This window comes from Teretinema zuelzerae (assembly GCF_021021555.1).
GTDB lineage: Bacteria > Spirochaetota > Spirochaetia > Treponematales > Treponemataceae > Teretinema > Teretinema zuelzerae.
In genome coordinates this window covers 598,515-624,598 of record NZ_JAINWA010000003.1, presented here as the reverse complement: position 1 = coordinate 624,598, position 26,084 = coordinate 598,515, and the positions used below count along the sequence as shown (strand labels likewise).

Here is a 26,084-nt window from a genome sequence, read left to right as displayed (position 1 = left end):
CACTCATTTTTCGTATGACATTGTATTTAGCTCCCCTTCACGGGGTTACGAACAAAACCGTGCGGAACGAATGGTTTTCGCATTTTACGGGTTTCGACCGGGCGATCGCGCCCTTTATTCCGGCCGCCGCGGCTTCGCGCCCGGAGGCGAAGCATTTCCGGGACATCGCGCCGGACGCCCAGTCCGGCGTTCCAGTCGAGCCACAGATACTCGCCGGCTCCCGGGACGCCCTCCTTGAATGCGCCGCGCGCATCGTCGAGCTCGGCTACGACGAGATCAACCTCAACATGGGCTGCCCCTACTCGATGGTCGCCAAGAAGGGCAGGGGTTCGGGTTTGCTTGCCGATCCCTCCGCTGTTCGTTCAATCCTGGACGTGCTGTGTTCCGCAGGGACGTTCAAGCTTTCGGTGAAAATCAGGCTCGGACTCGAGGACAAGCGCGACATGAGAGCCCTCTTTCCGGTGCTGAACGACTACCCGCTTTCCCGCGTCATCGTTCATCCGCGGGTCGGTAAGCAGATGTACCGCGGAACGGTGGACCTCGACGGCTTCGCGGAGGCTCTGGAGCTGTGCGCGCACGAAACCGTCTACAACGGCGACATTTTCGACTACGAACGATTTCTGTCTCTCCGCTCTCGTTTTCCTTCAATAGATTCGTGGATGATCGGACGCGGGGCGCTCATGGATCCATTTTTACCCGAGCAGATAAAAACGGGCTCCCGCCCGAAGGACGAGCTCGCCAAGCTCCGCGCCTATCACGAAGGGCTCTACGCCAGGTATCGGCGCGATCTCTACGGCCCGGGACACCTCTTGGACAAAATGAAGGAAATCTGGAGCTATCTGGGCCACTCCTTCGGCTATTCGGGAGCGCCCCGCGGAGGCGCGGCTCCTCCGGGAATCCTCAAGGCGAAAACGCCCGAGGCCTACCTTGCCGCGGTGGAAGCCCTGTTCGCCGGAACGAAGATCGACCCCTGATATTTCTTTCGAACGCGGGGGCTCCGCGCGGAGCCCTTTCGCCCTCCGTCCGGCTCCCTGCCTCGATTTTAAAGACTCATCAGCTCTTTAGCCACTTGACCGCGATGGAAGCCGTTTCGGCGGCGCTTTCGTCGAAGGGGAAGAGGTGGCCGGCTCCTTCGATCACTTTGATGTCGAGCGATGCGGCTGAAATCAGCTTATCCTTGAGCACGTCCTGTACGGGCAGGGGCACCGTCGCGTCGTTCGAGCCGAGAATAGCGAGCACCTTCGATTCGATGCGTTCAAGATTTTTTTTCGCTTTTTTCGACAGTTCCAGAAGTTCCGCGCTCGGGCCGATCATGTCGTCCATCCAGTATTCGCGGTGGAGAACCGAGCGGACGGGATGATCCTTGTCCGCAGGCGACGGCGGGCGGTTTTGAATTCCCACCTTTTTAAAGGGCGCGATGAATGGGGTGAGTTTCGTTCCCTTGATGCCGAGCACGAAGGCCGGCGCCAACAGGATGAGCCGCGGCGTTTCAAAGGCGGAGGCGACGACCGAGGCGATGACCCCGCCCATCGAGTGGCCCGCGACATGCACCGTTTTATACTTCGCTCCGAGTTCCATTCTGGCGTCGAAGGCGCGGCGCACCCAGTCGGCGGCCTTGGTCCCGAGGAAGTCCGCGCGGTTCGAGCCGTGGCCCGGATACCGGGGCGCGTGTACAGCGTATCCGGCGTCCGCGAGGGCGTTTCCGATCGCCCGCAGCTCTGCGGGGTTTCCGGTGAAGCCGTGGAGGAGGAGGACTGCTTCGGTCGCTCCCGGCGGATCGATGGAGAAGGGGAGACACTCCGGTATCGCGGAGGATCCGATTTTTTTTGAAGAACCGATTTTGAGAAGCGCGTCGAGTGTTTTCATGCTGGTAATGATACCACGGAGTGGAGTATAGTCGCGCTATGAATTCACGTTTTTATTTTTCCACCTGCCAGATCGGAGCCGAGAAGGCTTTGAAAGCAGAGGTTCTTTCAGTTCATCCTTCCCTCCGCTTCGCCTTTTCCCGGCCGGGCTTCGTTACCTTTAAGGAGGAGCTTTCCGACTCCGCGGCCGAATCTCCTGCCCTCGTCCTGCCGGCGCCGGTGTTTGCCCGGCTGTGGGGGGAAGCGGTCGATCAAACTCGCTACCCTGCCGCCCTCTCCGCCCTGCTCGCACGCGTTCCCGAAGGAGCTGCCGTGCACGCGTTCGACCGCGACCGCTTCGTTCCGGGAGACGAAATCGAGGGATACGCCGTTGACGAGAAAATCCGGTCCATTGCGGAAGTCTCAGCCTTTCTCGCGTCCCGCTGCAAGCTTCCGCCTTCGGCACCTCTTGCGCCCGGCGACCGGGTCTACGATCTGATATGGATAGACGATTTTCATGTGTTTTTGGGGCGCCACCTGCATTCGGCCCGTCTCTCGCCCTTTCCGGGAAACATTCCGCCCCTTGAATTGCCGGCCCATTCGCCTTCGCGCGCCTGGTTCAAGATCGAAGAAGCGCTTCTCCGTTTCAATCCCGTCGTACAGAGCGGATGGCAGGCCCTGGAGATAGGCTGCGCGCCCGGCGGCGCGACGACTGCTCTTCTGGACCGCGGTTTCAGCGTAATCGGGATAGATCCCCAGTTCATGGCGGAATCGGTCGCGGCGCGCAAGGGCTTCCGCCACGTCCGTAAACCCGCGCGCTACGCCGAGGCTTCGGATCTTTCCGGCGTTAATCCCGACTGGATCGTGATGGACATGAGCATTCCCCCGAAGGACGCGCTCGGCGAGCTTTCCCACGTGATCGGCCTGCTCCGCGATATTCACGGAAAAAAACTCGCCGTCCGCCGCGGATTTTTGACCCTGAAGCTGAACGACTGGAAATACGCTTCCGATATCCCGTTCTTTCTCAAGCGCCTCGGCCAGATCGGCTTCGAAAATCTGCAGTGCGTCCAGCTGGCCCACAACCGCCAGGAAATTTTCGTGTACTCGTCTAAATTCAGGGTATAAACTCAGTAGAATCAGAAATTCGCAGAGATACGCCCGACGCTATAACGGCGCCGGGCTTTCAATCATTTTTTTCTTTTTATAACGACGGCGGCGGCTGCGAGAAGGATCGCGGCAAGCGCTCCGATTATTCCGATGATCGCCCCGGCTGCCGGGAATGCGGTTTTCTTGCCGGCAGGTTTGATGCCGGAGGCCGGATTGTATTGTTCGTCCAGATAGGAAGCGGCCCAGGCGAGCGGGGCGTTCCAGTTGATGGCGACCTCGTTGGTCGAAAAGGATCGGATGTCGTCCGCGTAGCGCTTGGATCGTGCAACTTTAGCGACCATGAAGGACGTCGCGTCGTCGTTGGCCTTTTCGTTGGGACCGCCTGAAAGCGCTCCCGGAGGGGGCGGCGGATAGCCTGAGTCCGGATCGTCCGCCCAGAAGCGGTGATGGGGATAATGGACGGGATTTTTGCCGTAGCCGGCGACGAAGCTCTTGCAGAGGGCGTTGCGCCCCAGAAGATAATCCATCGATATCGCGAATCCGTCGAGATACTCTTTCGTCCCCGTCGCGTCGTAGGCGTAGGCCATGAGAATCATTTTATTAAGCACGCTGGAAGACGAGCCCCATTCGTATTCGAACATTGGAACGAGGTATCCTTCGTCCCTGATTTGTCCGAGATACCGATCGGCTCCGTTAATAATCAACGAACCGATTGTTGCCCGTTCCGCTTCGCCGATTGCATCGCCGTTGAGGGCGAGCGAGAGGTGTCCGAGCGTCGAGACTCCGCCCCAGTACATCGGTCCGTTCGGACCGATCGGAGCGGCGAGAATCTTGTCGCTTCCGAGAGCCTTCGCGATTTCGTCCTTGTAGACGGCGCTTCCCGTTGTAATGAACAGCTCGGCGGCCGCCCAGTAGTATTCGTCTTCAAGATTGAAGTCGTCGTAGTTGCCGCCGCCGTTTCCCGGAATGCGGCCGTATTTGAACTCGGGGTTTTCCTTCGCGGCCTTCCAGGCGCGTTCTGCCGCGGCGAGGCACCGCGCGGAATAGGCGTCGTCGAAGGGTTTAATCAGGCGGGCCATCTGCGCCGCGCTCGCGGCCAGGTTGAGAGTCGCCGCGGTAGAGGGAGCGAACGCGAAGCGGTCGTCCGTCCGTTCGGCCGGCCGGTGCGGCATCGGCGACCACACCGGTTCATGGAGCTTGTGGTGCGCCATTCCCGCCTGATCATAGCCTTCGGGAACCTGCATGCCGAGCATGAAGTCCATCTCGAATCGGGCTTCGTCGAGGATGTCCGGGATCTTGTTTCCCGCCTCGGGAATTCCGAGCGATCCGTCGGGGAACTGACTCGGATTGCGTTCGTAGATATTGAGAAGGGTCCAGACCGAGATTCCGCCGTTCACGACGTACTTGCCGTAGTCTCCCGCGTCGAACCATCCCCTGGAGGCGTTCAAAACATAGCCGCGCTCCGGCCATTCGACTCCGAACGAGTCCTTCCCAGAGAACGGCCTGGTTTCCGCGTCCGAGGCGTACCAGGGCCCGTGGGCCCACTCTCCGGCAAGGGATTCGTCCAGGGCGATTCCCGAACGGTTGAGATAGAAATAGCGCATCGCGTCTTTGGAAAGGCCGTGATAGAGATCCGCCGCGATGTCGAAGGGGAAGCTCTCCGCTCCCGCTGCCTTGAGCACGTAGCCGGTTCCTTCTTTTTTGAAGGCGGAGAAGTCGATTCTATGCAGGGGGTCGTTCGAGCTCAAGTCGATTCCGAGCGGAATCGTTTTGCCGCTCGCGGCGATCTTGCCGTTCGAGTCGACGAGCTCCCAGTCGACCGGCTCGGCCGCGTCGATGACCGCCGCTGCCCACTTGGCCGCCTTGGGGAGGTATCCGAGCTGGTTGACCCGCACTTTCGGGAGCTTGTCCAGCGGTTGGTTCTTTCTCGCGACGATTTTGGGAAGGTTTTTCCGCGAGGGTTCGGGAATGTCGGCGCTTCCGAGTTTATAAAACACCCCGGTCCCGAAGAGCTTCGGATTTTTCCAGGAGTTGTCGCCCGTATCGTAGATCGACCAGATCAGCTTCGAGTCGCGGTCTTTAGCCGTCGCGCCGTTCGCCTGAAACTGCATGCCGATGGTGAATCCATGGTAGGGAGCGAGATTGTTGTCGAGTTTCATTGCCAGTTCCACTCCCCAGCCCGAGTCCGTTTTGAACGCGTAGCCCGATACATCGTAGCCCTCCTCGATGAAGCGGACTCCGGTGAGGGAAAGTCCGGTCGGATCGTCCTTGCCGATATTCGTCGCGTTGATGTTCGCCTGCACGATTCCCTGGCCGTAGGCCGCGGCGTCCAGATCTCCGGAGAGGTTGAAGTAAAATTCGAAAGAATCCTCGTTCCAGAAGTTCTGTCCGTGCCTGCCTGCAATGATTTTCTTGTCCGGCATTTCCATGCGGATGTAGATATTCCGCATATCGGCGCAGATGGACCAGACGAACTGTCCGTTATCCGTTGTATCGCCGGAAACGTAGGGGCCTGTATCGACGGTGTACGCGGGAATTCCTGCCCACTCCGAGGTGTTTCCGTCGACGGTTATAGTAACCGGATAGGGGATGTACGCGAGTTCGCCGGGTTTCCCCGGAGGAACTTGAATAGTCTGCGATTCAGCGGCCGCGGGCGCCGCGAGAGCCGCGATGAATAACGCGAGCAGTCCCGCCCTCTGCAATCGATTGCCCATTTGTGTCTCCTTGAAGCGAAGTTTGTTTCCGGATTCAATCAATGTAGAGTAACCCGCTTTACGGGTTTTGAGAAGAAAAAATTACGAAACGATACGCCCCTGCAGGGACCTCCGTGCCGGGGGCTCCGGCCTTCCCGCCCGCGCCGGCCGGGGCCTGTTCTGCCTCGGCCTTGAGTCCTTGAAAACTTTTTACCTGTTTCTCGCGCAGGATTTACGTTGGACGAGTTCCATGGGGAGTCGGGTGGATTGGATGGTCGGGTCCTTGGAGGCGATGGCGTCCAGCAGGATGTTGGTGGCTTTGTGCGAGAGGCTGTAGATGTCCTGGCGGAAGGTGGTGAGTTCGGGCTTGATTTCGCGGGCGACGCGGTTGTCGTCCACGCCGATTACGGAGAAGTCGTCCGGAACGCGGAATCCTCTTTCCTGCAGCGCCGTGACGACCGAAGCCGCCATGGTGTCGTTCGCGCAGAAGAAGGCGGTGGGGCGTTGGTGGGCGGGAAGTTCGAGGAGGGGGATGAGGGCCGCCTTGGCTTCCAGGGGCATGTAGTTTCCGTCGGCGATGTAGGATTCGGGAATCGAGACGCCGGCGTTGTCGAGCGCCCGCCGGTACCCTTTCACCCGGTATATGGCGGAAGCCTGGTTCGCCGGTCCCGATATGTGCGCGATGCGGGTATGGCCGAGCTGGAGCAGCAAATTCGTTGCCTCCACGCCGCAGAGGAAGTCGTCGTAGCCGATGCAGGGCATGAGGGGAAGATCGGGGCGTTCGCCGTTTATGAGGAGGGCGGGGTAGCCCAGGCGATAGAGTTCCGGAAGATAGTCCTGGTCGAGGTAGGGCGTGGCGATGAGCATGCCGTCTATTTTTTTCGAGTCGAAGAGGCTTTTCCAGAGTTTGTGTTCGGTGAAGCGGCGGTCGCAGATTTCTAGGATGAGCTGCTGGTCGCGTTCGCGGACTGCTTCCAGGGCCCCGCGGATCATTTCGGTGTAATAGGGGTCGGAGAGGGCGGCTTGCCAGGGCGGGGTGATGAGGGCGACGACGCCGGCCCTGCCGACGGAGAAGGATCGCGCGCGGGCGTTGGGCACGTAGCCTGACTCCGCGATCAGTTCCTTTATGCGTTTGCGCGTGGCGTCCGAGACTCCTGCGCAGTCGTTGAGCACGAGCGATACCGTCGCGGCGGATACGTTTGCTTTTTTCGCGATGTCGCGTATTGAAACAGCCATTATTTTTACCTCTCTGCCGGGTTGTGTATGCCCGGCAGTTTATCATGAAGCGGTTTGCGTAAACAATAAGAGCGCGCCGCTTTGCGGTGACTTTATCACTGAAGCGCCCCGCATGATTCCGTATGATGTACGTATTGAGAGGAGATGCACCATGAAACGGATTTTGATCATCGGCGGCGTGGCGGCGGGAGCGACTGCCGCGGCCCGGGCCAGAAGGCTCGACGGCGAAGCGGATATAACCCTTTTGGAAGCAGGGGACGATGTTTCCTTCGCCAACTGCGGGCTGCCGTATTTTATCGGCGGCGACGTGAAAAACCGTTCCGATCTGATTCTCGCAAGCCCCGAGACGTTTCACGATCAGTATCGCGTGAACGTGCATACCGCGACGGAAGTGTCCGCGATAGACCGCGCGGCGAAATCGGTAAGCGCGGTCAATAAAAAGAACGGAAAGAAACTGACTTTCAAATACGACGCGCTCATTTTGGCCCAGGGCGGAAACCCCATTGTTCCGCCGCTGCCCGGGGTGGACAGGAAAAACGTGTTTCAGCTGTGGACCCTCGACGATATGGATAAAATCAATTCCTTCATCAAGGAAAACTCTCCCCGCACGGCGGTCGTCGTAGGCGGCGGCTTTATCGGCCTTGAAATGGTGGAGGCCCTGGCAAAACGGGGCATGCAGGTGCAGCTTGTCGAGATGGCCCCTCAGATAATGCCCCTCCTTGAAGCGGAGATGGCGGGCTTTCTGGAGAAGGAGCTCCTCGATTACGGGGTGACATTGCATCTGGGAAAGGGCTTGCAGGCGATTGAAAAAAACGGTGTGAAGATCAGCGACGGAAGCATTCTCCCCGCCGATATGGTGCTGCTTTCGGTCGGAGTTCGTCCGACCCTCAAGCTGGCTCAGGACGCGGGGCTCGCGATCGGAACGGCCGGAGGCCTTCTGGTGGACGACCGCCTGCAAACCAGCGACGAGAATATCTACGCCGCCGGCGATATGGTTGAAATAGAAAATCGCGTGAACGGGCGAAAGACGCGCATTCCGCTCGCCGGCCCCGCGAATCGACAGGGACGGATAGCGGGAGAGAACGCGGTCGGCGGAAACAAGCGCTATAAAGGCGCGAGCGGTACGTCCGTTGTGAAGCTTTTCGGCGCGGTCGCCGGTTCCACGGGCCTTAATCTGAAGCAGGCGCGCGACGCCGGTTTCGACGCAGACGCCGTGGTTGTCCATAAGGCAAGCCACACCTCGTATTATCCGGGATCCTCCAAGGTGAGCTTGATGCTGGTGTTCGAAAAAGAATCCGGAAAAATTCTCGGCGCACAGGCGGCGGGCCGGGTCGGCGTGGATAAGCGGATAGACGTGCTCGCGACGGCGATCGCCGGAGGCCTTGCTCTTTCCGATCTGGAAGAACTCGATCTTGCCTACGCTCCTCCGTTCAATAGTCCCAACGGCCCGGTTCACATGGCGGCTTTCGCCGGCGAAAACCATCGCAGCGGATTCAGCCCGTCCGTGCTGGCTCAGAATCTTGAATCCTTCGTGATCGAAAACGAGCCGCTGGTCATCGATCTCCGCGATCCTCTATCGTTCCGCAAGGCGCATCTCGAAGGCTCGAACAATCTGAGCCAGAACATTTTGCGGGAGAACTACGATCAGCTGCCGAAAGACCATCCCATCCTCCTGATCAGCGAGGACGGCCAGAAGGGCCATGTGTCGCTGCGGATGCTCAAGGCCGCGGGATTCGACCGGGTATTCAATCTTTCTGGCGGATATATTTCTCTTGAGCGCCATGCGAGGGCTTTGCCGTTCGCCCGGCTCGGAGCAGGACTCTTTCCGGTCGAGAAAAAAAGCGTGGAAGACGAACGCTCGGAAGCGGCCGGAAGCGAAGACGGCTCGGGCGACGCCGGAGAGGTTTCTTCCGAGGGCCCTCTTATTCTCGATGTGCGCACCTGGGAGGAATTCAGCATGGGCGCCGTTCCCGGCGCAACCAGTTTGCCGCTTGACGATCTTCCCTACAAGGCGGAAGACTTGATCGGCGCGAAGGACAGGGAAGTGATCGTCTACTGCGCTTCCGGGGCCCGCTCCGCCTACGCGCGCCGCGTTCTCGCGCAGATGGGTTTTACCAACGTAGAAAACGGCGGCGGCCTCCACGACATGATGGCTAGGTTGTAAGCGCCGCGAGCGCTTCTTCGGCGCGGTCTTCCGGCACGAATATGTGGTCGTGGTAAAATCCCGCGACCACGTTCGCGCTGATGTTCCGCCCGGCGAGAACCCGCGAGACATGGGCCGTCAGTCCAACCGCTTCGAGGCTCGAGTGGACGTTGAGCGTGATTCGCTTCATCGCGGCGGCGGAAGCGGAGTCGGCTTCAGCCGCAGGATGATTTTCTCCGAGCGGCAGAATGACTGTCCAGCCTTCCTCCTCGCGGATGAAGGCGAACGGCTCTTCATCGTTTCCATCCGCGGCCATCAAAGCGGACGCTTCCTCCTTTCCGCATGAACGGAAGGCGTAGCGAGCCGGGCAGAGCACCGGATCGAGGGAGGCGAGCAGGGTTTCCAAATCCGTGATTCCGCTCATGCGCCGGCTTCCTCGGCTCTGCATTCGCTGAGCCGTATCCGCGCGGCGGCCGAGAGGGGCAGCACGACGATAATCGCGCAAACAGACGCATAGAAAAAGCTGAGAATGGCGATCGCGAGGTTTACACCGATCTGTCCCGTGCTCGCGCCGTCCGCCGCGTAAATCATGATCATGACGAAGCCGACGGTAAAGGCGAGCGTAGAATACGCGGCGATGAAACCCATGAGTGTTTTAAAGAACGCCGCGGAGGTTTCCAGTTCGCTTTTGAGCGCAGCTTGCTTAAAGGGAGCAGAGAACGCCGTTCCCGTTTTTCCCGTACCGAACAAGGCGAGCGCAGTTGCGAACGGCAGCAGCGCCGCGATCATGAAGCCTGGCAAATCGATGAAGGCCGGTATTTTTCCGGCGCCGCCTGCCATGACGACGAGGAAGGCGATGCCCGCGCATCCGATGATCCATGATGCGATGATTTTCTTTCCCATATAAAACTCCTTTTCCGGCCTTGCCGGTTGTTTACTGTCGATAGGCGAGGGCTTTGCCGCCTTCGCCGAAAAACGCCGTACACGCATGCGCAAAGCGTTCCTCATCGTTTCCATATACATATACTACGGCTAAAAACGCGCAGGTGTTGGAAAAAATCAAGGATAGGTAAAATATCCGATATGAAGCGGAAATATTCGATCGTAAAATAGCCCTTGTTCCGATACACGGATTTTTTGAGTTTTTTAAGGAGGATGAAATGAAAAGAACATTGCAAAAGACGCTCCTGTGCGTAACCGCCGTATTGGCGTTGGCAAGCGTTTCCTGCGCGAAAAAAGCCGATTCAGCCGCGGCGGGCGAGAAGAAGCCGATCACGCTGACGGTATTCACCGAGGCCGCGCGGCAGCAGCCGAACGCCGACAATAAGGTGTATAAGTATCTGCAGGAGAAACTCGGCGTTACCTTCGAGTGGGACATCCTCGTCGGAGAAATCGCGCAGAAGCGCGGCGTCATGATCGCCGGCGGCGATTATCCCGACCTGATACAGATCAACGAAACCCAGTTCATCGATGCCGGCGCCCTGATCCCCCTCGAGGATCTGGTTGAGAAATACGCTCCGAACGTGAAGGCTCATTTCGGCGATCAATGGGAAAAGCTTCGCTCTCCCGACGGCCACATCTACTATCTGACGAACTGGGGAATCACCCGGAACAAGGATCAAAGCCCGTACTACGGCGCATCCGCCATGTGGATCCAGAAGGAAATTCTGAAGGAAGCCGGATACCCGAAGATCAAGACGATGGATCAGTACTTCGATCTGATCATCGACTACGCGAAAAAGCATCCGACCATCAACGGACAGAAAACCATCCCCTTTACCATTCTGACCTACGACTGGCACGCGTTCTGCATGTGGAACCCGCCGAACTTCCTCGCCGGAAATCCGAACGACGGAAACGGCGTCGTGGATCCCAAGACCCATGCGTACAAGACTTTCTTTACACAGGACATGTCCAAGCGCTGGTTCAAGAAGCTCAACGAACTGAACGCCCTGGGCTTCGTCGACAAGGCGTCCTTCACCGACAACTACGACCAGTATCTGGCGAAGATCGCTTCCGGCCGCGTGCTCGGCATTCATGACCAGCGCTGGCAGTTCCAGACAGCCGACGACGCCCTCCGCGATTCCGGCGAATACAACCGGACCATGGCTCCGCTTCCGATCGTATTCGACGAAAACATCAAGCCCCGCTACCGCGACGTGCCCGTGCCCAATCTCGGACGCGGAGTCGGCATCAGCGTCAAGGCGAAGGATCCCGTCCGCATCGTGCAATTCCTGAACGACCTGATGAGCGAAGAAGTTCAGCGCACCATCGAATGGGGCATCGAAGGCGAGGACTGGCAGCGCAACGACAAGGGCGAACCCTATCGCACTCCCGAGCAGCGCGCCAACTGGGATAATGTCACCTGGCAGGAACAGAATCGCGCCCTGCTCATTCGCGACGTATTCCCGACCTGGGAAGGTTCGTTCAACGACGGTTATCCGGCCGACCTGGTCAACTACTATCCCGAGCGCGAGGCTCTTGCCCGCCCGGAAGACAAGGAACTGTGGGCCGCGTACGGCGTGACGAGCAACGCCGAACTCATGGACAAGAATCCTCCGCCGAACGACATCTGGTATCCCACCTGGAATCTTCCCAATCCTCCCGACGGATCGGACGCTCAGATCGCCCTCCAGCGCTGCGACCAGACCATGCGCAAGTATCTGCCGAAGGTTATTCTTGCTTCTCCCGCCGAGTTCGAAGGCGTCTGGGCTGAATACGCCGCCCAGATGAAGGCCAACGGAATCGAAATCTACGAAGCCTATATGCAGGATCAGGTTTCCAAGCGCATTGCCGCCTGGAGCGCCAAGTAATCCAATCTCCGCCCGTACGGGAATCTCCTCCCCGTACGGGTTTTCTTTTTCGCCAGCCTGTCTCGCATCTTATCGCGGGAATACACTCCGGAGGTCCCATGCAAAAGCACATTATTCCGTCGATACGAATCCAGAAACTGATCAAAACCGCGGGGACGCAACGCCAATTGCTGATAATGTCGGTTCCAATCATTCTTTATGTAATCCTTTTTTCTTATGTTCCGCTGTGGGGCTGGACTATGGCTTTCCAGAATTTCCGCCCGGCGAAATCCTTCCTGAACCAGGAATGGGTCGGCCTGAGATGGTTCAAATTTCTTTTTTCTGATCCCGTATTCCTGCAGACGGTGCGGAACACGGTAATGATGAGCCTGATAAATACGACGCTCGGCTTTATTTCCGCGATAGCGTTCGCGCTGCTCCTCAACGAGCTCAAGAATATTTCCTTCAAGCGCCTTGTCCAGACTGTTTCCTATCTTCCCCACTTCCTGTCGTGGGTTATCGTAACCGGTTTGGTTTCTACGATGCTCTCCGTGGAAGACGGGGCGCTCAATAATCTTCTCATGTATCTTCAGCTGATCGACGAACCCATCCTGTGGCTGTCCGAGCCGAACTATTTCTGGGGCGTCGTCGGGGGAACCTACGTGTGGAAGGAATTGGGATGGAACACCATCATCTATCTGGCGGCGATCTCGGGCATCGATCCGACCCTCTACGAAGCGGCCGAGATAGACGGATGCAACCGTTGGCAAAAGATGCTGCACATCACGCTGCCGAGCATCAAGCCGACGATTATCATTTTGTTGATTATGAGCGTCGGACATATACTGGACGCGGGTTTCGAAATGCAATACCTGCTTCGCAACGGTCTCGTCCAGGATGTTTCCGATACGATAGACATATACGTGCTGATGTACGGCCTGCAGCGGTCGAATTATTCGCTCGCTACAGCCGCCGGTCTTTTCAAGAATGTGGTGAATATTTCGCTGATATTCCTCGCGAATGAATTCGCCAAGCGCGCAGGGGAGGAACGACTGATATGATCGCGTCAAAAAGACACTACGAGGAGCGGATTTTCACTTCGCTGAACACCGCCTTTATGATCGCCTTCTCCGTTCTGATGCTCTATCCGTTCTGGAACACCGTGGCCGTTTCCTTCAACGAGGCGGTGGACACTGTGCGGGGCGGCGTTACGCTGTATCCGCGGCGCTTCACCCTTCAGAACTATAAAATGGTTTTTTCCACCGGTACCATTTTCCATGCGTTTTTCGTCTCGGTCGCGCGAACGTCGATCAACATGTTCGTCAACGTGTTTTTGACCGCGATGATAGCCTATGTGCTGTCCCGGCCGAATTTCATGTTTCGTAAACCGTTTACGATGATTCTGGTGATTTCCATGTACATCAACGCAGGCCTCATACCGACCTACTTCCTCATCAAGAATCTCGGCCTTCTCAATTCGTTCTGGGTCTATGTCATTCCCGGCATGGTGAACGCGTTCAACTTTCTGGTCATCAGGACATACCTGAAAACCATCCCGGAAAGCGTGATCGAGTCAGTCAGGATGGACGGCGGCGGGGACTTGAAAATCTTTTTCAGCATGATCATTCCGCTGAGCATGCCGGTGCTCGCGACGGTCGGCCTGTTCGTGGCTGTCGGTTCCTGGAACTCCTGGTTCGATACGCTCATCTACGCTTCCTCGAAGGTCAACCTGCACACGCTGCAATACAAGCTCATGGAATATCTGCAGTCGAGCCAGTCGCAGGCGCGGAGTTCAGGCGAGGTAGGCGCCATGGCCCTGGCGAAAACGTCGAGCCTCGTAACGCCGGTAAGCATCCGCGCCGCCATAACCGTAATCGCATCGGCTCCGATACTATTCATCTATCCGTTCATGCAGCGGTATTTCGTCGTCGGCGTGAACATCGGGGGAGTGAAGGAATGAAAACTGAACGCAGGTATCGCAACGTGTTCGCGGAGATCGGGAAGAGCGAAAAGGAAATTGAACAGAGATTACGATGCATAGTCGACGAATTTTTTTATGGTCCGGACAAAGTATATTTCACAGCGGGGTGCGACATGGGCTATCTGGAAGATACGGGTAACCACGACGCGCGCACGGAAGGAATGTCCTACGGCATGATGATGTGCGTCCAGCTGGATATGAAGGAAGAATTCGACAGAATCTGGAAATGGTCGAAAACCTACATGTTCATGGAAGAGGGCTTTAACGAAGGCTATTTCGCCTGGTCCTGCGCTACGAACGGCGTGCGCAATTCCGACGGTCCGGCACCCGACGGCGAAGAGTACTTCGCCCTGGCCCTGTTCTTCGCGTCGCATAGATGGGGCGACGGCGAAGGCGTTTTTGCGTATTCCCATGAGGCGAAGGAGATCCTGCGCGCGTGCCTGCACAAGGGAAGCGGCGGCAGATTCGGAACGCCGATGTGGAATCTCGGCAACAAGCAGATTCTGTTCGTTCCGGGCAGCGACTTTACGGATCCGTCGTATCATCTGCCGCATTTTTACGAATGCTTCGCCGAATGGGCGTACGAAGAAGACCGTGAATTTTTCGCCCAGGCTGCCGTGGCCAGCAGGGAATATCTGAGCAAGGCCTGCCATCCGGTTTCCGGAATGAACGCCGAATACGCGGAGTTCGACGGCTCTCCCATGAGCAGGAAGCTCCCCTGGACGGCGGACCGGCACGACTGGTTCTACAGCGACGCCTACCGCACCGCCGCGAACATCGGCCTCGACTATGAATGGTGCAAAAAAGACGAAGGGCAGCGCTCTGCCGTAGAACGCTTGCAATACGCGCTCGGCGTAGTCAACAAGGACAATCCGTACAGAATTTACGAGGTGGACGGCACGCCCCTGGATCAGAGCGCGCTTCATCCGGTGGCGATTCTTGCTACCACCGCCCAGGCTTCCCTCGCGGTTGAAGGTCCTCTTTCCCTGCGCGATTCGAATCCCGTGAAAGCGCTGGCTGCCGAGTGGGTCGAAAGATTCTGGAACGAGCCGTTGAGAACCGGCGACAGGCGGTATTACGATAATTGCCTGTATCTTTTCGCCTTTCTGGCCCTGAGCGGAAGGTACCGGGTCTGGGAGTAGAACGAACGACCTGAATGCGGCGGCCGTCTTACAGGTTCGTAAACCTGACGGCGAGCTGCCGCAATTCTTTCAGCGACGCGCAGTTCATTTTTGTTTTAATGTGTTCTTTGTGCGTGCCGACCGTTTTCGTGCTTATTCCCAGTTTAGCGGCTATTTCGAGAGTGCCGAGACCCTTGCCGATCAAAGAGAATATTTGAAGCTGACGATCCGAAAGCGCTTTTAACGAATCCTGATCGCCGCGATCCTCCCCCGACTCTTCTCCGCCGGAAAGCGAGTCGAACAGGCGTTCCCGTTCGGATTCGCTGAGCCAGATTTTTCCGGCCAGGACAGTTTTAATCGCTTCCACGACTCTGTCTCCCGCCTCTTCCTTCATGATGTAGCCGCGGGCTCCCGCGCGCAGAACCCGTTCAGAATAATTCCGCTCGTCGTGCATCGAAAGAACGAGCATCAGAAGGTCGGGAAAAAGCGCCTTCAGGTTTTTTATCAGTTCGAGTCCGTCTTCGTCCCCGAGATTGAGATCCACGAGAACGAGATCCGGTTTTTTTTCTTCCACCAGTCTGACCGCGCCGAGAGAATTCGCGGCTTCGCCCACGACCGAGAATTCTTTGTTCGCGTGTATCAGCTGCGTCAGGCCCTTGCAGAATATGGGATGGTCCTCGATCAGGACGATGGTCGCGCTCGCCGCATTCGCACTCTCGTTCATGGTATTCGCGCTCCTGTGCTTATATTTTAAATTCATTCGGTTCCCCTGCATATCCGAAGAAAACCCGATGGCGGAGTAGGGGATTTTCCCTAGCCGCTTTATTTTCGTTTACACCCCGGGAAAGATGGGATATACCTGTAGTATGCGAGTCGGCCTGTATTTAAAAAATCTGGACGAGGAATATCAAATCTCCGTTTTCAAGGGAATCCGGTCCGAAGCCGCCCGGGTCGGCATAGACCTTTTCTGCATGCAGGGCGGCTTATCCTCTCCGGGAAAATTTCTTCCGGTAGACGGAGTCTTGCTCCTTACATCCGCCTTGTTCGCCGAAATGAGCGACATCGACATACCGGCGATCAAGAATTATTTCGGTTCGACTCCCTGGATCTCGATCGGCAATAACCTCGAGGGAATCCCCTCCATCAGCATACGAAACAGAAAATCGATGGAACAAATCATGGATCACCTGGTTGCGTTCCACGGCTGCAGGAAGCTGCTTTTCATCAGCGGACCGGCCGGCCATCCGGACAATAGCGTCCGCGAGGCGGTATTCAGGGAGACGCTCTGCAATCGCTCTTCGGAATTTCCCGGCCTCGAGGGAGTCGTCAGGAACGGCGGCTTCTGGGAATCATACGCCATCGACATCATGCGCGAGTATATCGCCACCCACCCCGATTCGCCCCTCGACGCCGTCGTCGCCGCGAACGACAGCATGGCGATCGGCGCCCTCAAGGTTCTGCGCAGCGCCTCCGATCCCCGGTGGAAGTCGTGCAAGGTGACGGGCTTCGACGACATTCCCCAGGCCCGCCTCGAAATTCCGGCCCTGACCACCGTGCAGCAGCCGCTGGAGGAACTGGGCCGCCTCGCAGTCCGCACGATTCATGCCCTTATCGAAAAGAAGGAAGCGCCTGAAATCTGCGAACTCGATTCGGTCCCGGTCATCCGCAATTCATGCGGCTGCCGTTCGCCCGAGCCCGACGCGGCCCTAGTTCCGGACGCGGTGTTGTCGCGGGTGCAGTATCAGAGTTTTCTCTCCGAACAGCATCTGCGGAACGTCAGTTCGTTCGGCCAGCTGTTGACGACCGTCGGTTCGATGCACGAGCTTGTGCGCTATCTCCAGGCCTTTCTCAACAGCAACGACGTCAAGACGTTTTTCTTTTTGCTGTTTCCCCAAAGCGATACGGCGACGAACGGAGACATAGAACTGATTTACCGGCGGTTCAGGAACGAGGAGAAATCCTTTGCCGACCGGAGGGAACGAACGACGCTCGCCGAATTCTTCAGCTCGACTTTCCGCGAGAATGAAAAAATTCCCGCTTCAGCCAGCATCCATAATCTTACCTCCGGCACGGACGAACTCGGCATCATCGTTTATGAAATCGACGACTATGCGCACCCCCACCTCTGCAGCGCGGCCATCTTCATCGCCAACACCGTAAGGCGTTTGATGATTCTGGAAGACGAAAAAAAACGCTCTCGGAAGCTCGAGCGCGAGGTGCTTCTGCGTACGAAGGATCTGGTTGAAAGCAACCGGAAGCTCAAGGCGGAGGCGAAGAGAAGGCTCGAGGTCGAAGCAGAGGTTCTCCATATCAGCGAGATGGAGCGGCTTCGGTTCAGCCTCGACCTGCACGACGATATCTGCCAGCGGCTTGCCGGCATTTCGATGTACAGCAAAAGCCTCGACAGCGGAAGCGATCTCGGCGAACTTTCTGAAATGATAGACGAAACGCTCAACCGCACCCGCCAGTACGCCCATGATTCATTTCCCGTAGAACTCGACAGCCTCGGGCTTAACGAGGCCGTCGCGAGCCTGTGCCGCTCGGTTCAAAAGCAGACGCTTTGCGCGTGCGGGTATTCCTGGGAAGCCGGCGCTGATATCAGGCTCGCCAATGCGCAGGAGATAAATCTGTACCGGATAATCCAGGAAGCGGTTCACAATACCGTAAAGCACGCCCGCGCCACCCGGGTGGATATTTCCGTTCGCCTGGAAGACGGCGCTCTCGCCATTCGCGTGCGCGACAACGGCACGGGCATATCCGGAGACACTCCCGCCCGGCCGAAGAAAAAACCCCATGTGGGAATCGGGCTCAAATCTATGGAATACCGCGCACATCAGATCGGAGCGCAGTATCTGTTCCGCTCATCCGCAAAGGACGGGACTCTCGTGGAAATCCGCCTTCCTCTCTAGTCCCCGCCCCGTTCAATGGCGAGCTGCCGCAGCTCCTGGGAGGTGTTGCAGTGCAGTTTGAGCTTTATGTGCTCCTTGTGGGTGTCTACCGTCTTCGGGCTTAAACTCAGCCGCGCCGCGATGTCGGCTGTCCCCAGTCCCTTTCCGATCATTCTGAATATCTGAAGCTGCCTGTTCGAGAGGCTGTTGACCGATGCGAAGCGGTTTTCAACGTTTTGCGACGAATCGCAATTGCTCATGTATTCGAAAAGGCGTTCCCTGCCGGCCGCGCTGAGCCATATTTTTCCGGCGAGTATGGTTCGTATCGCTTCGAGCACGTTGGAGACGTTTTCATCCTTCATGATGTAGCCGCGCGCTCCCTGGCGAAGCGCCCGTTCCGCGTAATAGCGCTCATCATGCATCGAGAGCACGAGTATCTTGATGTCTTTCTTGACGAGCTTAATGTCTTTTATGAGGTTGATGCCGTCCTCGTCGCCGAGATTCAAATCGACTATCGCCAGATCGGGATTCGCATCCCGCACGAGAGCCAGCGCCCCCGCGCAATCGGTAGCCGTGCCGGAAACGTCGTACAAGTTTTCCGATCCGAGCAGCTGTGCAAGCCCTTTGGAAAAGATGGGGTGGTCGTCGACGATGATAATCGATGAGCGCGGCATGATCGAAATGATACCACGATTCCGGCGAGTTGGGAGAAAAAATCCGCTCGATTGCGCAAAGCCGCGCGCCGGCGGCTCCGGGACGAATCCGCCGGAGCCGGGCGAAACGTCAACCTTTTACCGCGCCTCCGGTGAGCCCTGCCACGATGTATTTCTGGCCGGCGACGAAGAGGGCGACGGCGGGAATCATCGCGAGAATCAGATACGCCAGGATCATGTTCCATTCGGAAGCGTGCTGGCCCTGGAATTCCATGACTCCCATGGGAAGGGTGAATTTTATGTTGGCGTTGAAGATCAGGAGCGGGAGGAAAAAATTGTTCCAGCTCGCTACCAGCACGAGGATAGCAACCGTCGAAAGAATCGGGGTCGACAGCGGCAGCACCATCTTGGTCAAAAAGCCGAGCGGCCCGTATCCGTCGATCGCGCAGGCGTCCTCCAGGTCCTTCGGTATTCCGACGAAAAAGCCGCGGAGCAGCAGGACGCTCATCGGAATCTGGAATGCCGTCTGCGGAAGGATGACCCCCAGATACTTGTCGAGCAGATGCATGTTACGTATCTGCAGGTAGAGGGGAAGGATGGCGACCGCAAGCGGAAAGAGGAGCCCCAGCATGAAGTAATTCCTGAACAGCGCGTTTCCCCTGAACTGGATGCGGGCAAGGGCGAAGGCGGCCATGACGCATACGGCGAGAGTCAGCGCTACGGTGAACATCGCGATTACGAGGGAATTGGTCAAAGCCCTCCAGAACGAGCCCTGCGCGCCGGTCAAGAGATCCAGATACTTCGACGGGTCGAAGGGGGAGGGGAATCCGAGCGGATCGGTCATGAGCTCGCCCATCGATTTAAACCCGCCGAAGACGCCGATGTGTATCGGCACCAGCACGACGGCCAGAAGAAGAAAACAAAACGCGTAATGAGCCAGGCGCAGGACGGCGCGCTGCATGGAAGCCGATTTTAGTGTCATGAGTTCGCCCCCTCGCTTTTCATGAGAAGCCGGTTGTACATGAGGCTGAAAGCCAGGCAGATCCCGAATATCGTGATCGCGACCGCGCTTCCGTAGCCGATGTTGAAACGCTGAATGCCGAATTTATAGAGATAGGTGACCATTGTTTCCGCCGCGTTGACGGGGTCTCCCTTGCCCATCGCCCAGATAACGTCGAATACCTGGAAGGAGCCGATGATTGAAAAAAAGACGGATATCATAATGGTGGGCTTGAGCAGGGGGAGGATGATCAGACGTGTCGTCTGGCCCTCCGAGGCCCCGTCGATTTTTGCCGCTTCCTTTACTTCTTCGTTAATATCCTGCAGCCCGGCTATAAGTATGGACATGTGGAAGCCGAAATATTTCCAGATTACGGCAACCATGATGGCGCCGAGAACCGTTCGCGGATCGCCGAGCAATGCCGGCGCGTCGGTTCCGGGAGCGAAGAAGGCGAATAGCGCCTTTACCAAACCGTACTGGGGATGATAGATGAATTGCCACAGCAAGCCCGCGATTACCTCCGAAAGAACGTACGGAAGAAAAAAGAAGGTTCTGAAAAAAACGGCGAGCTTGAAATCTTTTCTGCTGATGATGAGAGCCGCGTAGAGTGCGATCGGTATTTCCACGGCGAGCGACACGACGATGATGACGAGGTTGTTCGTCAGCGCTTTGTGGAACACTGCGTTTTTAAAGAGAAGCCTGAAATTGTTCAAGCCCCGAAAATCGGCGAGAGGTCCGAGCCCGTTCCATTTGAAGAGACTGAAGAACATCGCCTGGAAAACCGGTATGACGACGAACAGGGTAAAGAGCAGCAGAGCCGGAGCAAGCAGGAATGTTAAAAGCGGAATGTTGCTTGGTTTCTTTGTCATGTTGGTTGTTTCCTGTTGATGAAGTGAAAAACCCGGGACTCTCGTCCCGGGTCGTCAGGTTTATTGTTCCATTTCGAAGGTGGACTGGATCGCTTTGCAGGCCTGGGCCGGCGTAGCGGTTCCCGCGAGGATGGTCTGCACCGCGTCGTTGACCGCGCCGCCTACCGCGGGTGAGAAGAACTGGTCGAGATAGAGCTGGAAGAACTCGGTCTTGTCGACGATCTGCTTCACCATCTTTCCGTTGTTCGACGGAATTCCGACTTCCGCGCCCTTAACGGTCGGGATGATTCCCGCAACACGCGCATACTCGGCGTTGTTCTCCACATTGGTAAGGAACTTGAGGAATTCTACTGCCGCGTCGGGAGCGTTCTTTCCGACCGCCATTCCGTTTCCGCCGCCTACTACGTCGGTAACCTTTCCCTTGCCTTTGGCGACAGCGGGAACAGGTGCGGCCGCGAGAGAATCGCCGATGCCCTTCTTGCTCACCGATGAATCGACCTGGACGTTCGGCGCCCACTGTCCCATCAGTTCCATGGCCGCGACTCCGTTACCTACGAGGGCCGCTTCGTCAGGATAGGTCGCTCCCAGGAAGCCGTCCTGGAAGGCGCCGAGCTTGACGAGCTCCACAAGCATTTCGCCGGCTTTGACGAAGGCCGGATCGTTGAAACCCTTTCCCTTGCCCTGAGCAGCGTTCACGAGAACTTCCTTGCCGCCGACGCGGGCAGCAAGATACGTCCACATGTGCATGGCAGGCCATTTGTCTCCGCCTCCGAGGGCGATCGGAACGATTCCGGCTGCTTTTAGTTTTTTAACGAGGTTGAGGAAGTCGGACCATTCGGCGGGGAATGATGTATAGCCGACCTTGGCGAGCAGATCCTTGTTGTACCAGAAGGTGATCGCGCCCATGTCGAAGGGTGCTCCGTACTGCTTTCCATTATACGCGTAAATGTCCCAGACTCCGGGAGCCATCGATTTTCCCCAGGCGGTTCCCTTGGTGAATTTGGTTATGTCGCGCAGCAGTCCCGCCTTCGCGTACTCGGCGAGAACGCCGCCGCCCCAGCTGTGGAAAATGTCCGGAGGATTGCCGGACTGCATGACGGTCGTCAGCTTGCTCTTGAACGCCTCGTTTTCGAGAATCGTCATTTCGATCGTCACATTCGGATTCGCCTTCATGAACGCGTCGGCGACGCCCTGGTAGTAGCCCTTGTCGGTAGCGGCCGTTCCGATGTGCCAGAAATTCACCTTGACCGGCTTGTCCGCGGCGGACGCGGAGAAGGCCGCGATCAAGGAGATCGTCAGCGCGAGAAAGAGATTCGTTTTCCTGAAACCCATTTTTTCCTCCAGAGAACGTATGCGCGGCTGCAGCGCACAAAAGCGTTCGCCGCAAAATCAGTCGGCTATGCCGATCATGCTATTCTTGACCGACTACCGATTGCCGTACATCAGGATTTTTACCTATTGTTTTCCCTGGAGGGACTCGTCAGTTTTCCGTGTAGCCGAACGCGAGGATCGTAAACGCTGAATCCGCGCAGTCCTCGGCCATGCGTACGGTGATCGTGTGCGTTGCCGGCGCTTCTTCGTCTATGAGCACCGAGGTCCACGGGTTGTTCCATCCGCCTGAAGGGACGCCGTCGTACGCATCGTAGAACTCGCCGTCTATGGAAACTTCTGCCAGGCCGAAGGGGGATCCTCCGGAGGCTTTCTTGTACACGATCAAAAGGTTCTTGCATGCGAGGGTCATCGTGAAGGGTTGGTTACCGGCGCCCCCGGCCTTGTGCCAGTTGTCCGGGAAGGTTTTGCGGCTCCGGTCGTAGATGAAGGTTCCCAGGTTTTCATCGGTTGCGGAGAAGGCTCCTCTATCGATTATTACGCCCTTCGGCACGGAAGACGAGTCGATCATCTTCACACCGGCGAAGCGGTCCCCGACGGCAATGCCGTCCGGTAGCGGAATCCCTGAGTCCGCGGCCGAGGCGTCGAGCTTGTCGAAGTAGCGACTTACGCAGGCCGCCATCAGCTCGTGCCCCCAGTCTCCGGGATGGTAGATGTCGGCGAAGAACTGGTCCTCCGCTATTCGGCCCGCTTCGAGTTCGGGTACCAGGGCGTCCTTGATGCTGATCATCGGAAGGCCGTAGAGCCTGCCTATCGGTGCGAGGCGGTCCTGCAGGTTCCAGCGCGACTTGAATACGCTGAACATGAGAACGACCGCCGGCGGATTTTCGGTCTTCAGGGCCTTGAGGACGAGGCTTTCGTAGGCCGCTCCCCGGGTGGGGTCGTCCCCGTCGTTCACGGCGAACTCTACGAACAGCACGTCTGGCCCGTTCTCGATCCGCTCGAGGACGTCGCGTTCGTAGCGTATCATGCCGAGCGCGGACGGGGTTCCCGACATTCCCGCGTTTACGTAATGGACTGTATTGGGCGAAGCCGGCGCATACCGGTCGCGAAAGGCTTTAAAGGAAAGATAGGCCCACGACTTTTCCGGTTCGGACGCGTTTCCTCCCTCAGTTATGGAACCGCCGATATAGGCGATATGCACGTCTTCGCCTCGTTCCGCCTTCGCGATCGCCGCCTTCATGCGCGCGTTGTTGCCCGCCGACATCAAAGACCGCTCGAGCATCGCTTCGTAGTGTTTTGCTGAATCCATATATCCCTCCGGTACGGCGCCCGTCCCGTTCGGACTCGCGAACGAGGCAACGCCCAGAGCCGCCGTGAAAATACCCGTCAGCGCAAGGCGGCGACAGGCCTCTTTTTTCGTGTGTGCTACCATATCTGCATTATACCAGAACGGAGCAGAATAGCTAGGGAAATAGTAATAAAATAAATCGCGGCATGAGACTTTCCTCAGGTTCACAGATATCCGCTGCACCCCTGCACGGCCAGAGAGACAGCCGAAACCGCGAACCAGCACGCGAGGCCCAGGGCGATCGGCTTCCAGCCGCTGTGCGCGATTCGCTTAAAGTCCGTGGAAAGTCCGATCGCCGCCATCGCGACGACGATCATGAATTTGCCGGCGCCCTCGAGCTGCTTCAGAATCGCCGGATCGATGCCGGAAAACGAAGCGGTCAGAGCGGCCGCGAGGAACCCGACGACGAACCAGGGAAATATCTTCATCAAGTTGAATTCCCCCCGCGTTCCGCCTTTGCGCGATTGTATTCCCATATAGACCGAAAGAGCTACGGTCACCGGAATGATCAACAGCGTTCTGGTGAGCTTTACGATGGCGGCGAATTCGAGGGCTTCCCCGGTTCCCGCAGCCTCGCTCCAGGCGGAAGCCGCCGCGACCACGGACGAGGTGTCGTTGATCGCCGTTCCAGCCCACAGGCCGAAGCCGAAATCGCTCAAGCCGATGAGCCTCCCCAGGGCGGGAAAAAGGAATACTGCGGCGATATTGAACAGAAAAATGGTGGAAATGGATTGAGCGACATCGTGTTCGTCCGCTCCGATTACCGGAGCCGCCGCCGCTATAGCCGAGCCTCCGCAGATGCAGGTCCCGATTCCGATCAGCGCCGCTTGTTTTCCCGGAATCTTCAGGATTTTCCGGAATAGAGCGGCGGTTGCGAAGGATGCGCTCAGCGTAAACGCCATAACGATCAGCGAACCGCTTCCGACCCGCACCACTGTTTCGATGTTCATGCCGAAACCAAGAAGAATAATCGACCACTGGAGGAATTTCTTCGATACGAAGCCGATGCCGGGCTTGCCCGCCCGAGGCCGCAGTGCGGCAGCGGCGATGATCCCCGCAATGATCGCGAAGACAGCTCCGCCTATTATGGGAAAGGTTTTTCCCGCGAACCAGGCCGGGATTCCCGCGGCGAACGACAGGGCTATCCCCGGAAGGAGGCGCGAAAGGCGCGCGAATCGTGTTTGTATGTATTTCATGGTTTCGCAGTATATCGAGCGGTATGCATAATAACAATTTATATATTATTATCTATCCATAAGAATAATTTATGATAAAAAAGGAGCGTTCCAGTGATCGATTTCAGGCTTCATACGTTTCTCTCCGTGTACCGCCTTCGCAGTTTTACCCGAAGCGCCGAAGCTTTGTTCGTAACCCAGCCTGCGGTCACCCAGCATATCAGGCATCTTGAAGCGGAACTGGGGGTGAAACTGTTCGAGGTTAAGGGGCGAACCGTGCGGCCCACTGAGGCCGCCGGCATCCTGAAGGACTATGCTGAATCCGTCGAGGCCGACGCCCGGCGCACCCGCGAACGCATGCTTGCCGTCCAGAGCCGAAAGGACCTGCGCTTCGGCGCGACCCGGACGATCGGCGAATTTCTGATGCCCCGCTTCATCGCCCGATGGCTCGCGGATTATCCCGACTCGCAGGCGTCGCTCGCCGTCGATAATACGGACGCCCTGCTGCGCGAGCTCGACCGCGGTACCCTTGATTTTCTCTGCGTCGAGGGCCGCTTCGACCGCGATTCCTATACCGCGCGCACCCTGTGTTCGTCCCCCATGGCGTTCGTGTGCCCTCCCGAACATCCTCTCGCGCGGAAGAGCGCGCAGATCGAAGAGCTGCTTTCCGAAACCTTCATCGCGCGGGAGCAGGGAAGCGGCGGCCGCATGCTCGTAGAGGACTTCCTCGGCTCGCGCAATTTATCCCTGAAATCATTCAGCCGCTGTCTCGAAATCGGGAGCATCGGCGCGGCGAAGGATTTGGTTCGAAGGGGATGCGGCATTGCCGTTTTGTACGAGATTTCCGTCGAACAGGAGATCCGCTCAGGCGCGCTTGCCCGCATCGACGTACGGGATTTCTCCATCGTCCATGATTTTACCTTCGCCTGTAAAAAAAACACTCTCTACGAAAAGGATTTCAGCGACTTCTTCGCCTATTGCTCGAACATGCTCTCCTCGGGCCAGTACCTTTAGTACCGGTCAAAACCCTCCCCAGGGAATCTGTCGGTCCCGGATATCGCTTTTATACTGGGAAACCGGGGCGAAAACCCCGGACACACATTTCGAAGGAGAGATACATGAAAAAGAAAATCATCAACGGAGCGGTGCTGTTTGCAGTTGCGGCCCTGTTCATCCTGCCGTTCGCGGCTTGCGACACCGGAAATTCGTCGGAACCCGACGCAACTGAAACACCGGAAACCCCTGATACGCCGGATGCTCCGGTGCTGGTCGGCAAGGTAGACTTTGAATCCGCGAATATCGCCGCCCTTTCATCGGACGGCTTCACCGCCGAAACCGGCGACGTCCGCGCAACCTGGGGCGACGCTTCTACCGGCGGCGCGGCAGTCTCGGACATGGCCTTCAGCGCCGATTCCGCAACGGTAAGCTCAGGCGCGGCGAGCCTCAAGGTAACCGCCACCGTGCTCCAGAACCAATACAGCACGAACGTCGCCCAGTTCTCGTTTAAAGTCGATCTCGCCAAGGCCGGAGTTTCCGCCCCGGTTGATCTGACCGGAAAAACCGTATCGGTGAAGGCGAACATTCCCGCCTCCAGCGCCCTCACCGCCGTCAAGCTCGTGCTCCGCGACTCGAACGGAAAACAGTCCCAGGGCAAGGAAAATCCTGTCGCCGTGAAGGACGAATGGACTGCCGTGAGCTATGCTTTCGGAAATCCATCCGACTATACTGAGGACGGCTTCGACGTCGCCAAGGTCGCCGCAGTCAGCATCATCGCGATCAAGAACGACGCGGCCTCCGCCTCCAGCGAAACCATCTATCTCGACAACCTCGACTGGTAGTCTGAAACCGGCGTCCTGATAACTTCAAACAGTTCAGGACGCCGCCGCGCCCGTTTCAGGGCGC

General features: G+C 57.5%; 22 protein-coding genes. 10 read left to right on the top strand and 12 right to left on the bottom strand.

Translation table 11 applies throughout. The annotated features are described in order from the left end of the window. Window positions 1–14 precede the first annotated feature (14 nt). The gene (locus K7J14_RS10070; RefSeq protein WP_230755813.1) at window positions 15–974 is read left to right on the top strand and encodes a tRNA dihydrouridine synthase; all 960 of its coding nucleotides are present in this window, start codon (window positions 15–17) and stop codon (window positions 972–974) included. Between the two features lie 79 nt (window positions 975–1,053). On the opposite strand, the gene K7J14_RS10065 is transcribed toward K7J14_RS10070, so the two are convergent. Further along, window positions 1,054–1,866: an alpha/beta hydrolase gene (locus tag K7J14_RS10065; protein ID WP_230755812.1), complete on the bottom strand. Its 813-nt coding sequence runs from the start codon at window positions 1,864–1,866 to the stop codon at window positions 1,054–1,056. A 38-nt stretch (window positions 1,867–1,904) separates the two neighbouring features. Here K7J14_RS10065 and K7J14_RS10060 point away from each other — a divergent pair, with 38 nt between their 5' ends. Continuing rightward, complete coding sequence (locus K7J14_RS10060) at window positions 1,905–2,969, top strand: SAM-dependent methyltransferase (protein WP_230755810.1); 1,065 nt, start codon at window positions 1,905–1,907, stop codon at window positions 2,967–2,969. Window positions 2,970–3,031: 62 nt separating this feature from the next. Here K7J14_RS10060 and K7J14_RS10055 read toward each other — a convergent pair whose 3' ends face one another. Both K7J14_RS10055 and K7J14_RS10050 read right to left on the bottom strand, forming a co-directional pair. Continuing rightward, window positions 3,032–5,665 (bottom strand): glycoside hydrolase family 9 protein, encoded by a 2,634-nt coding sequence (locus tag K7J14_RS10055; protein WP_230755808.1) that lies wholly within the window; start codon window positions 5,663–5,665, stop codon window positions 3,032–3,034. Between the two features lie 189 nt (window positions 5,666–5,854). Next, on the bottom strand, window positions 5,855–6,880 hold the full coding sequence (locus K7J14_RS10050) for a LacI family DNA-binding transcriptional regulator (protein WP_230755805.1): 1,026 nt from the start codon (window positions 6,878–6,880) through the stop codon (window positions 5,855–5,857). Window positions 6,881–7,031: 151 nt separating this feature from the next. On the opposite strand from K7J14_RS10050, the gene K7J14_RS10045 reads away from it, so the two are divergent. Further along, the gene (locus tag K7J14_RS10045) at window positions 7,032–9,044 is read left to right on the top strand and encodes an FAD-dependent oxidoreductase (RefSeq protein ID WP_230755803.1); all 2,013 of its coding nucleotides are present in this window, start codon (window positions 7,032–7,034) and stop codon (window positions 9,042–9,044) included. On the opposite strand, the gene K7J14_RS10040 is transcribed toward K7J14_RS10045, so the two are convergent. Together K7J14_RS10040 and K7J14_RS10035 are read right to left on the bottom strand one after the other, a co-directional pair. After that, on the bottom strand, window positions 9,034–9,447 hold the full coding sequence (locus K7J14_RS10040; protein WP_230755802.1) for an ACT domain-containing protein: 414 nt from the start codon (window positions 9,445–9,447) through the stop codon (window positions 9,034–9,036). The two genes, K7J14_RS10045 and K7J14_RS10040, sit on opposite strands and share 11 nt — an antisense overlap. Continuing rightward, complete coding sequence (locus K7J14_RS10035; protein WP_230755800.1) at window positions 9,444–9,926, bottom strand: MotA/TolQ/ExbB proton channel family protein; 483 nt, start codon at window positions 9,924–9,926, stop codon at window positions 9,444–9,446. Before K7J14_RS10035 ends, K7J14_RS10040 begins: the two co-directional genes overlap by 4 nt. Window positions 9,927–10,183: 257 nt before the next feature. Here K7J14_RS10035 and K7J14_RS10030 point away from each other — a divergent pair, with 257 nt between their 5' ends. The 4 genes from K7J14_RS10030 to K7J14_RS10015 all read left to right on the top strand — a co-directional run bounded on the left by K7J14_RS10030 (window position 10,184) and on the right by K7J14_RS10015 (window position 14,938). Further along, a complete protein-coding gene (locus K7J14_RS10030; RefSeq protein ID WP_230755798.1) occupies window positions 10,184–11,836 on the top strand; it encodes an extracellular solute-binding protein in 1,653 nt (550 codons plus the stop codon). Between the two features lie 98 nt (window positions 11,837–11,934). Further along, the gene (locus K7J14_RS10025) at window positions 11,935–12,876 is read left to right on the top strand and encodes an ABC transporter permease (protein WP_230755796.1); all 942 of its coding nucleotides are present in this window, start codon (window positions 11,935–11,937) and stop codon (window positions 12,874–12,876) included. Then, on the top strand, window positions 12,873–13,775 hold the full coding sequence (locus K7J14_RS10020; RefSeq protein WP_230755794.1) for a carbohydrate ABC transporter permease: 903 nt from the start codon (window positions 12,873–12,875) through the stop codon (window positions 13,773–13,775). The genes K7J14_RS10025 and K7J14_RS10020 overlap by 4 nt, the downstream gene beginning before the upstream one ends. Continuing rightward, window positions 13,772–14,938 carry a glycosyl hydrolase family 8 gene (locus K7J14_RS10015; RefSeq protein WP_230755792.1) on the top strand — a complete coding sequence of 389 codons (1,167 nt, stop codon included), beginning with the start codon at window positions 13,772–13,774 and terminating at the stop codon, window positions 14,936–14,938. Before K7J14_RS10020 ends, K7J14_RS10015 begins: the two co-directional genes overlap by 4 nt. Before the next feature lie 28 nt (window positions 14,939–14,966). On the opposite strand, the gene K7J14_RS10010 is transcribed toward K7J14_RS10015, so the two are convergent. Continuing rightward, entirely contained in the window at window positions 14,967–15,677 is a 711-nt protein-coding gene (locus K7J14_RS10010) for a response regulator (protein ID WP_230755790.1), read from the bottom strand. A gap of 106 nt (window positions 15,678–15,783) precedes the next feature. On the opposite strand from K7J14_RS10010, the gene K7J14_RS10005 reads away from it, so the two are divergent. Further along, window positions 15,784–17,826, top strand: a complete 2,043-nt coding sequence (locus tag K7J14_RS10005; protein WP_230755788.1) for a substrate-binding domain-containing protein — start codon at window positions 15,784–15,786, stop codon at window positions 17,824–17,826. Here K7J14_RS10005 and K7J14_RS10000 read toward each other — a convergent pair. From K7J14_RS10000 to K7J14_RS09975, 6 genes are all read right to left on the bottom strand, one after another. Then, window positions 17,823–18,479 (bottom strand): response regulator transcription factor, encoded by a 657-nt coding sequence (locus K7J14_RS10000; protein ID WP_230755786.1) that lies wholly within the window; start codon window positions 18,477–18,479, stop codon window positions 17,823–17,825. The two genes, K7J14_RS10005 and K7J14_RS10000, sit on opposite strands and share 4 nt — an antisense overlap. A 109-nt stretch (window positions 18,480–18,588) precedes the next feature. After that, on the bottom strand, window positions 18,589–19,440 hold the full coding sequence (locus tag K7J14_RS09995) for a carbohydrate ABC transporter permease (protein ID WP_230755784.1): 852 nt from the start codon (window positions 19,438–19,440) through the stop codon (window positions 18,589–18,591). Continuing rightward, window positions 19,437–20,327 carry a carbohydrate ABC transporter permease gene (locus K7J14_RS09990; RefSeq protein WP_230755782.1) on the bottom strand — a complete coding sequence of 297 codons (891 nt, stop codon included), beginning with the start codon at window positions 20,325–20,327 and terminating at the stop codon, window positions 19,437–19,439. The genes K7J14_RS09995 and K7J14_RS09990 overlap by 4 nt, the downstream gene beginning before the upstream one ends. Window positions 20,328–20,387: 60 nt before the next feature. Further along, entirely contained in the window at window positions 20,388–21,659 is a 1,272-nt protein-coding gene (locus tag K7J14_RS09985; RefSeq protein WP_230755780.1) for an extracellular solute-binding protein, read from the bottom strand. Between the two features lie 148 nt (window positions 21,660–21,807). Next, window positions 21,808–23,091 (bottom strand): SGNH/GDSL hydrolase family protein, encoded by a 1,284-nt coding sequence (locus tag K7J14_RS09980; RefSeq protein WP_230755778.1) that lies wholly within the window; start codon window positions 23,089–23,091, stop codon window positions 21,808–21,810. Between the two features lie 80 nt (window positions 23,092–23,171). Then, on the bottom strand, window positions 23,172–24,203 hold the full coding sequence (locus K7J14_RS09975) for a YeiH family protein (RefSeq protein WP_230755775.1): 1,032 nt from the start codon (window positions 24,201–24,203) through the stop codon (window positions 23,172–23,174). A 93-nt stretch (window positions 24,204–24,296) separates the two neighbouring features. Here K7J14_RS09975 and K7J14_RS09970 point away from each other — a divergent pair, with 93 nt between their 5' ends. Together K7J14_RS09970 and K7J14_RS09965 are read left to right on the top strand one after the other, a co-directional pair. Beyond that, window positions 24,297–25,196: a LysR family transcriptional regulator gene (locus K7J14_RS09970; RefSeq protein WP_230755773.1), complete on the top strand. Its 900-nt coding sequence runs from the start codon at window positions 24,297–24,299 to the stop codon at window positions 25,194–25,196. A 104-nt stretch (window positions 25,197–25,300) separates the two neighbouring features. Continuing rightward, complete coding sequence (locus K7J14_RS09965) at window positions 25,301–26,020, top strand: hypothetical protein (RefSeq protein WP_230755771.1); 720 nt, start codon at window positions 25,301–25,303, stop codon at window positions 26,018–26,020. Window positions 26,021–26,084 lie beyond the last annotated feature (64 nt).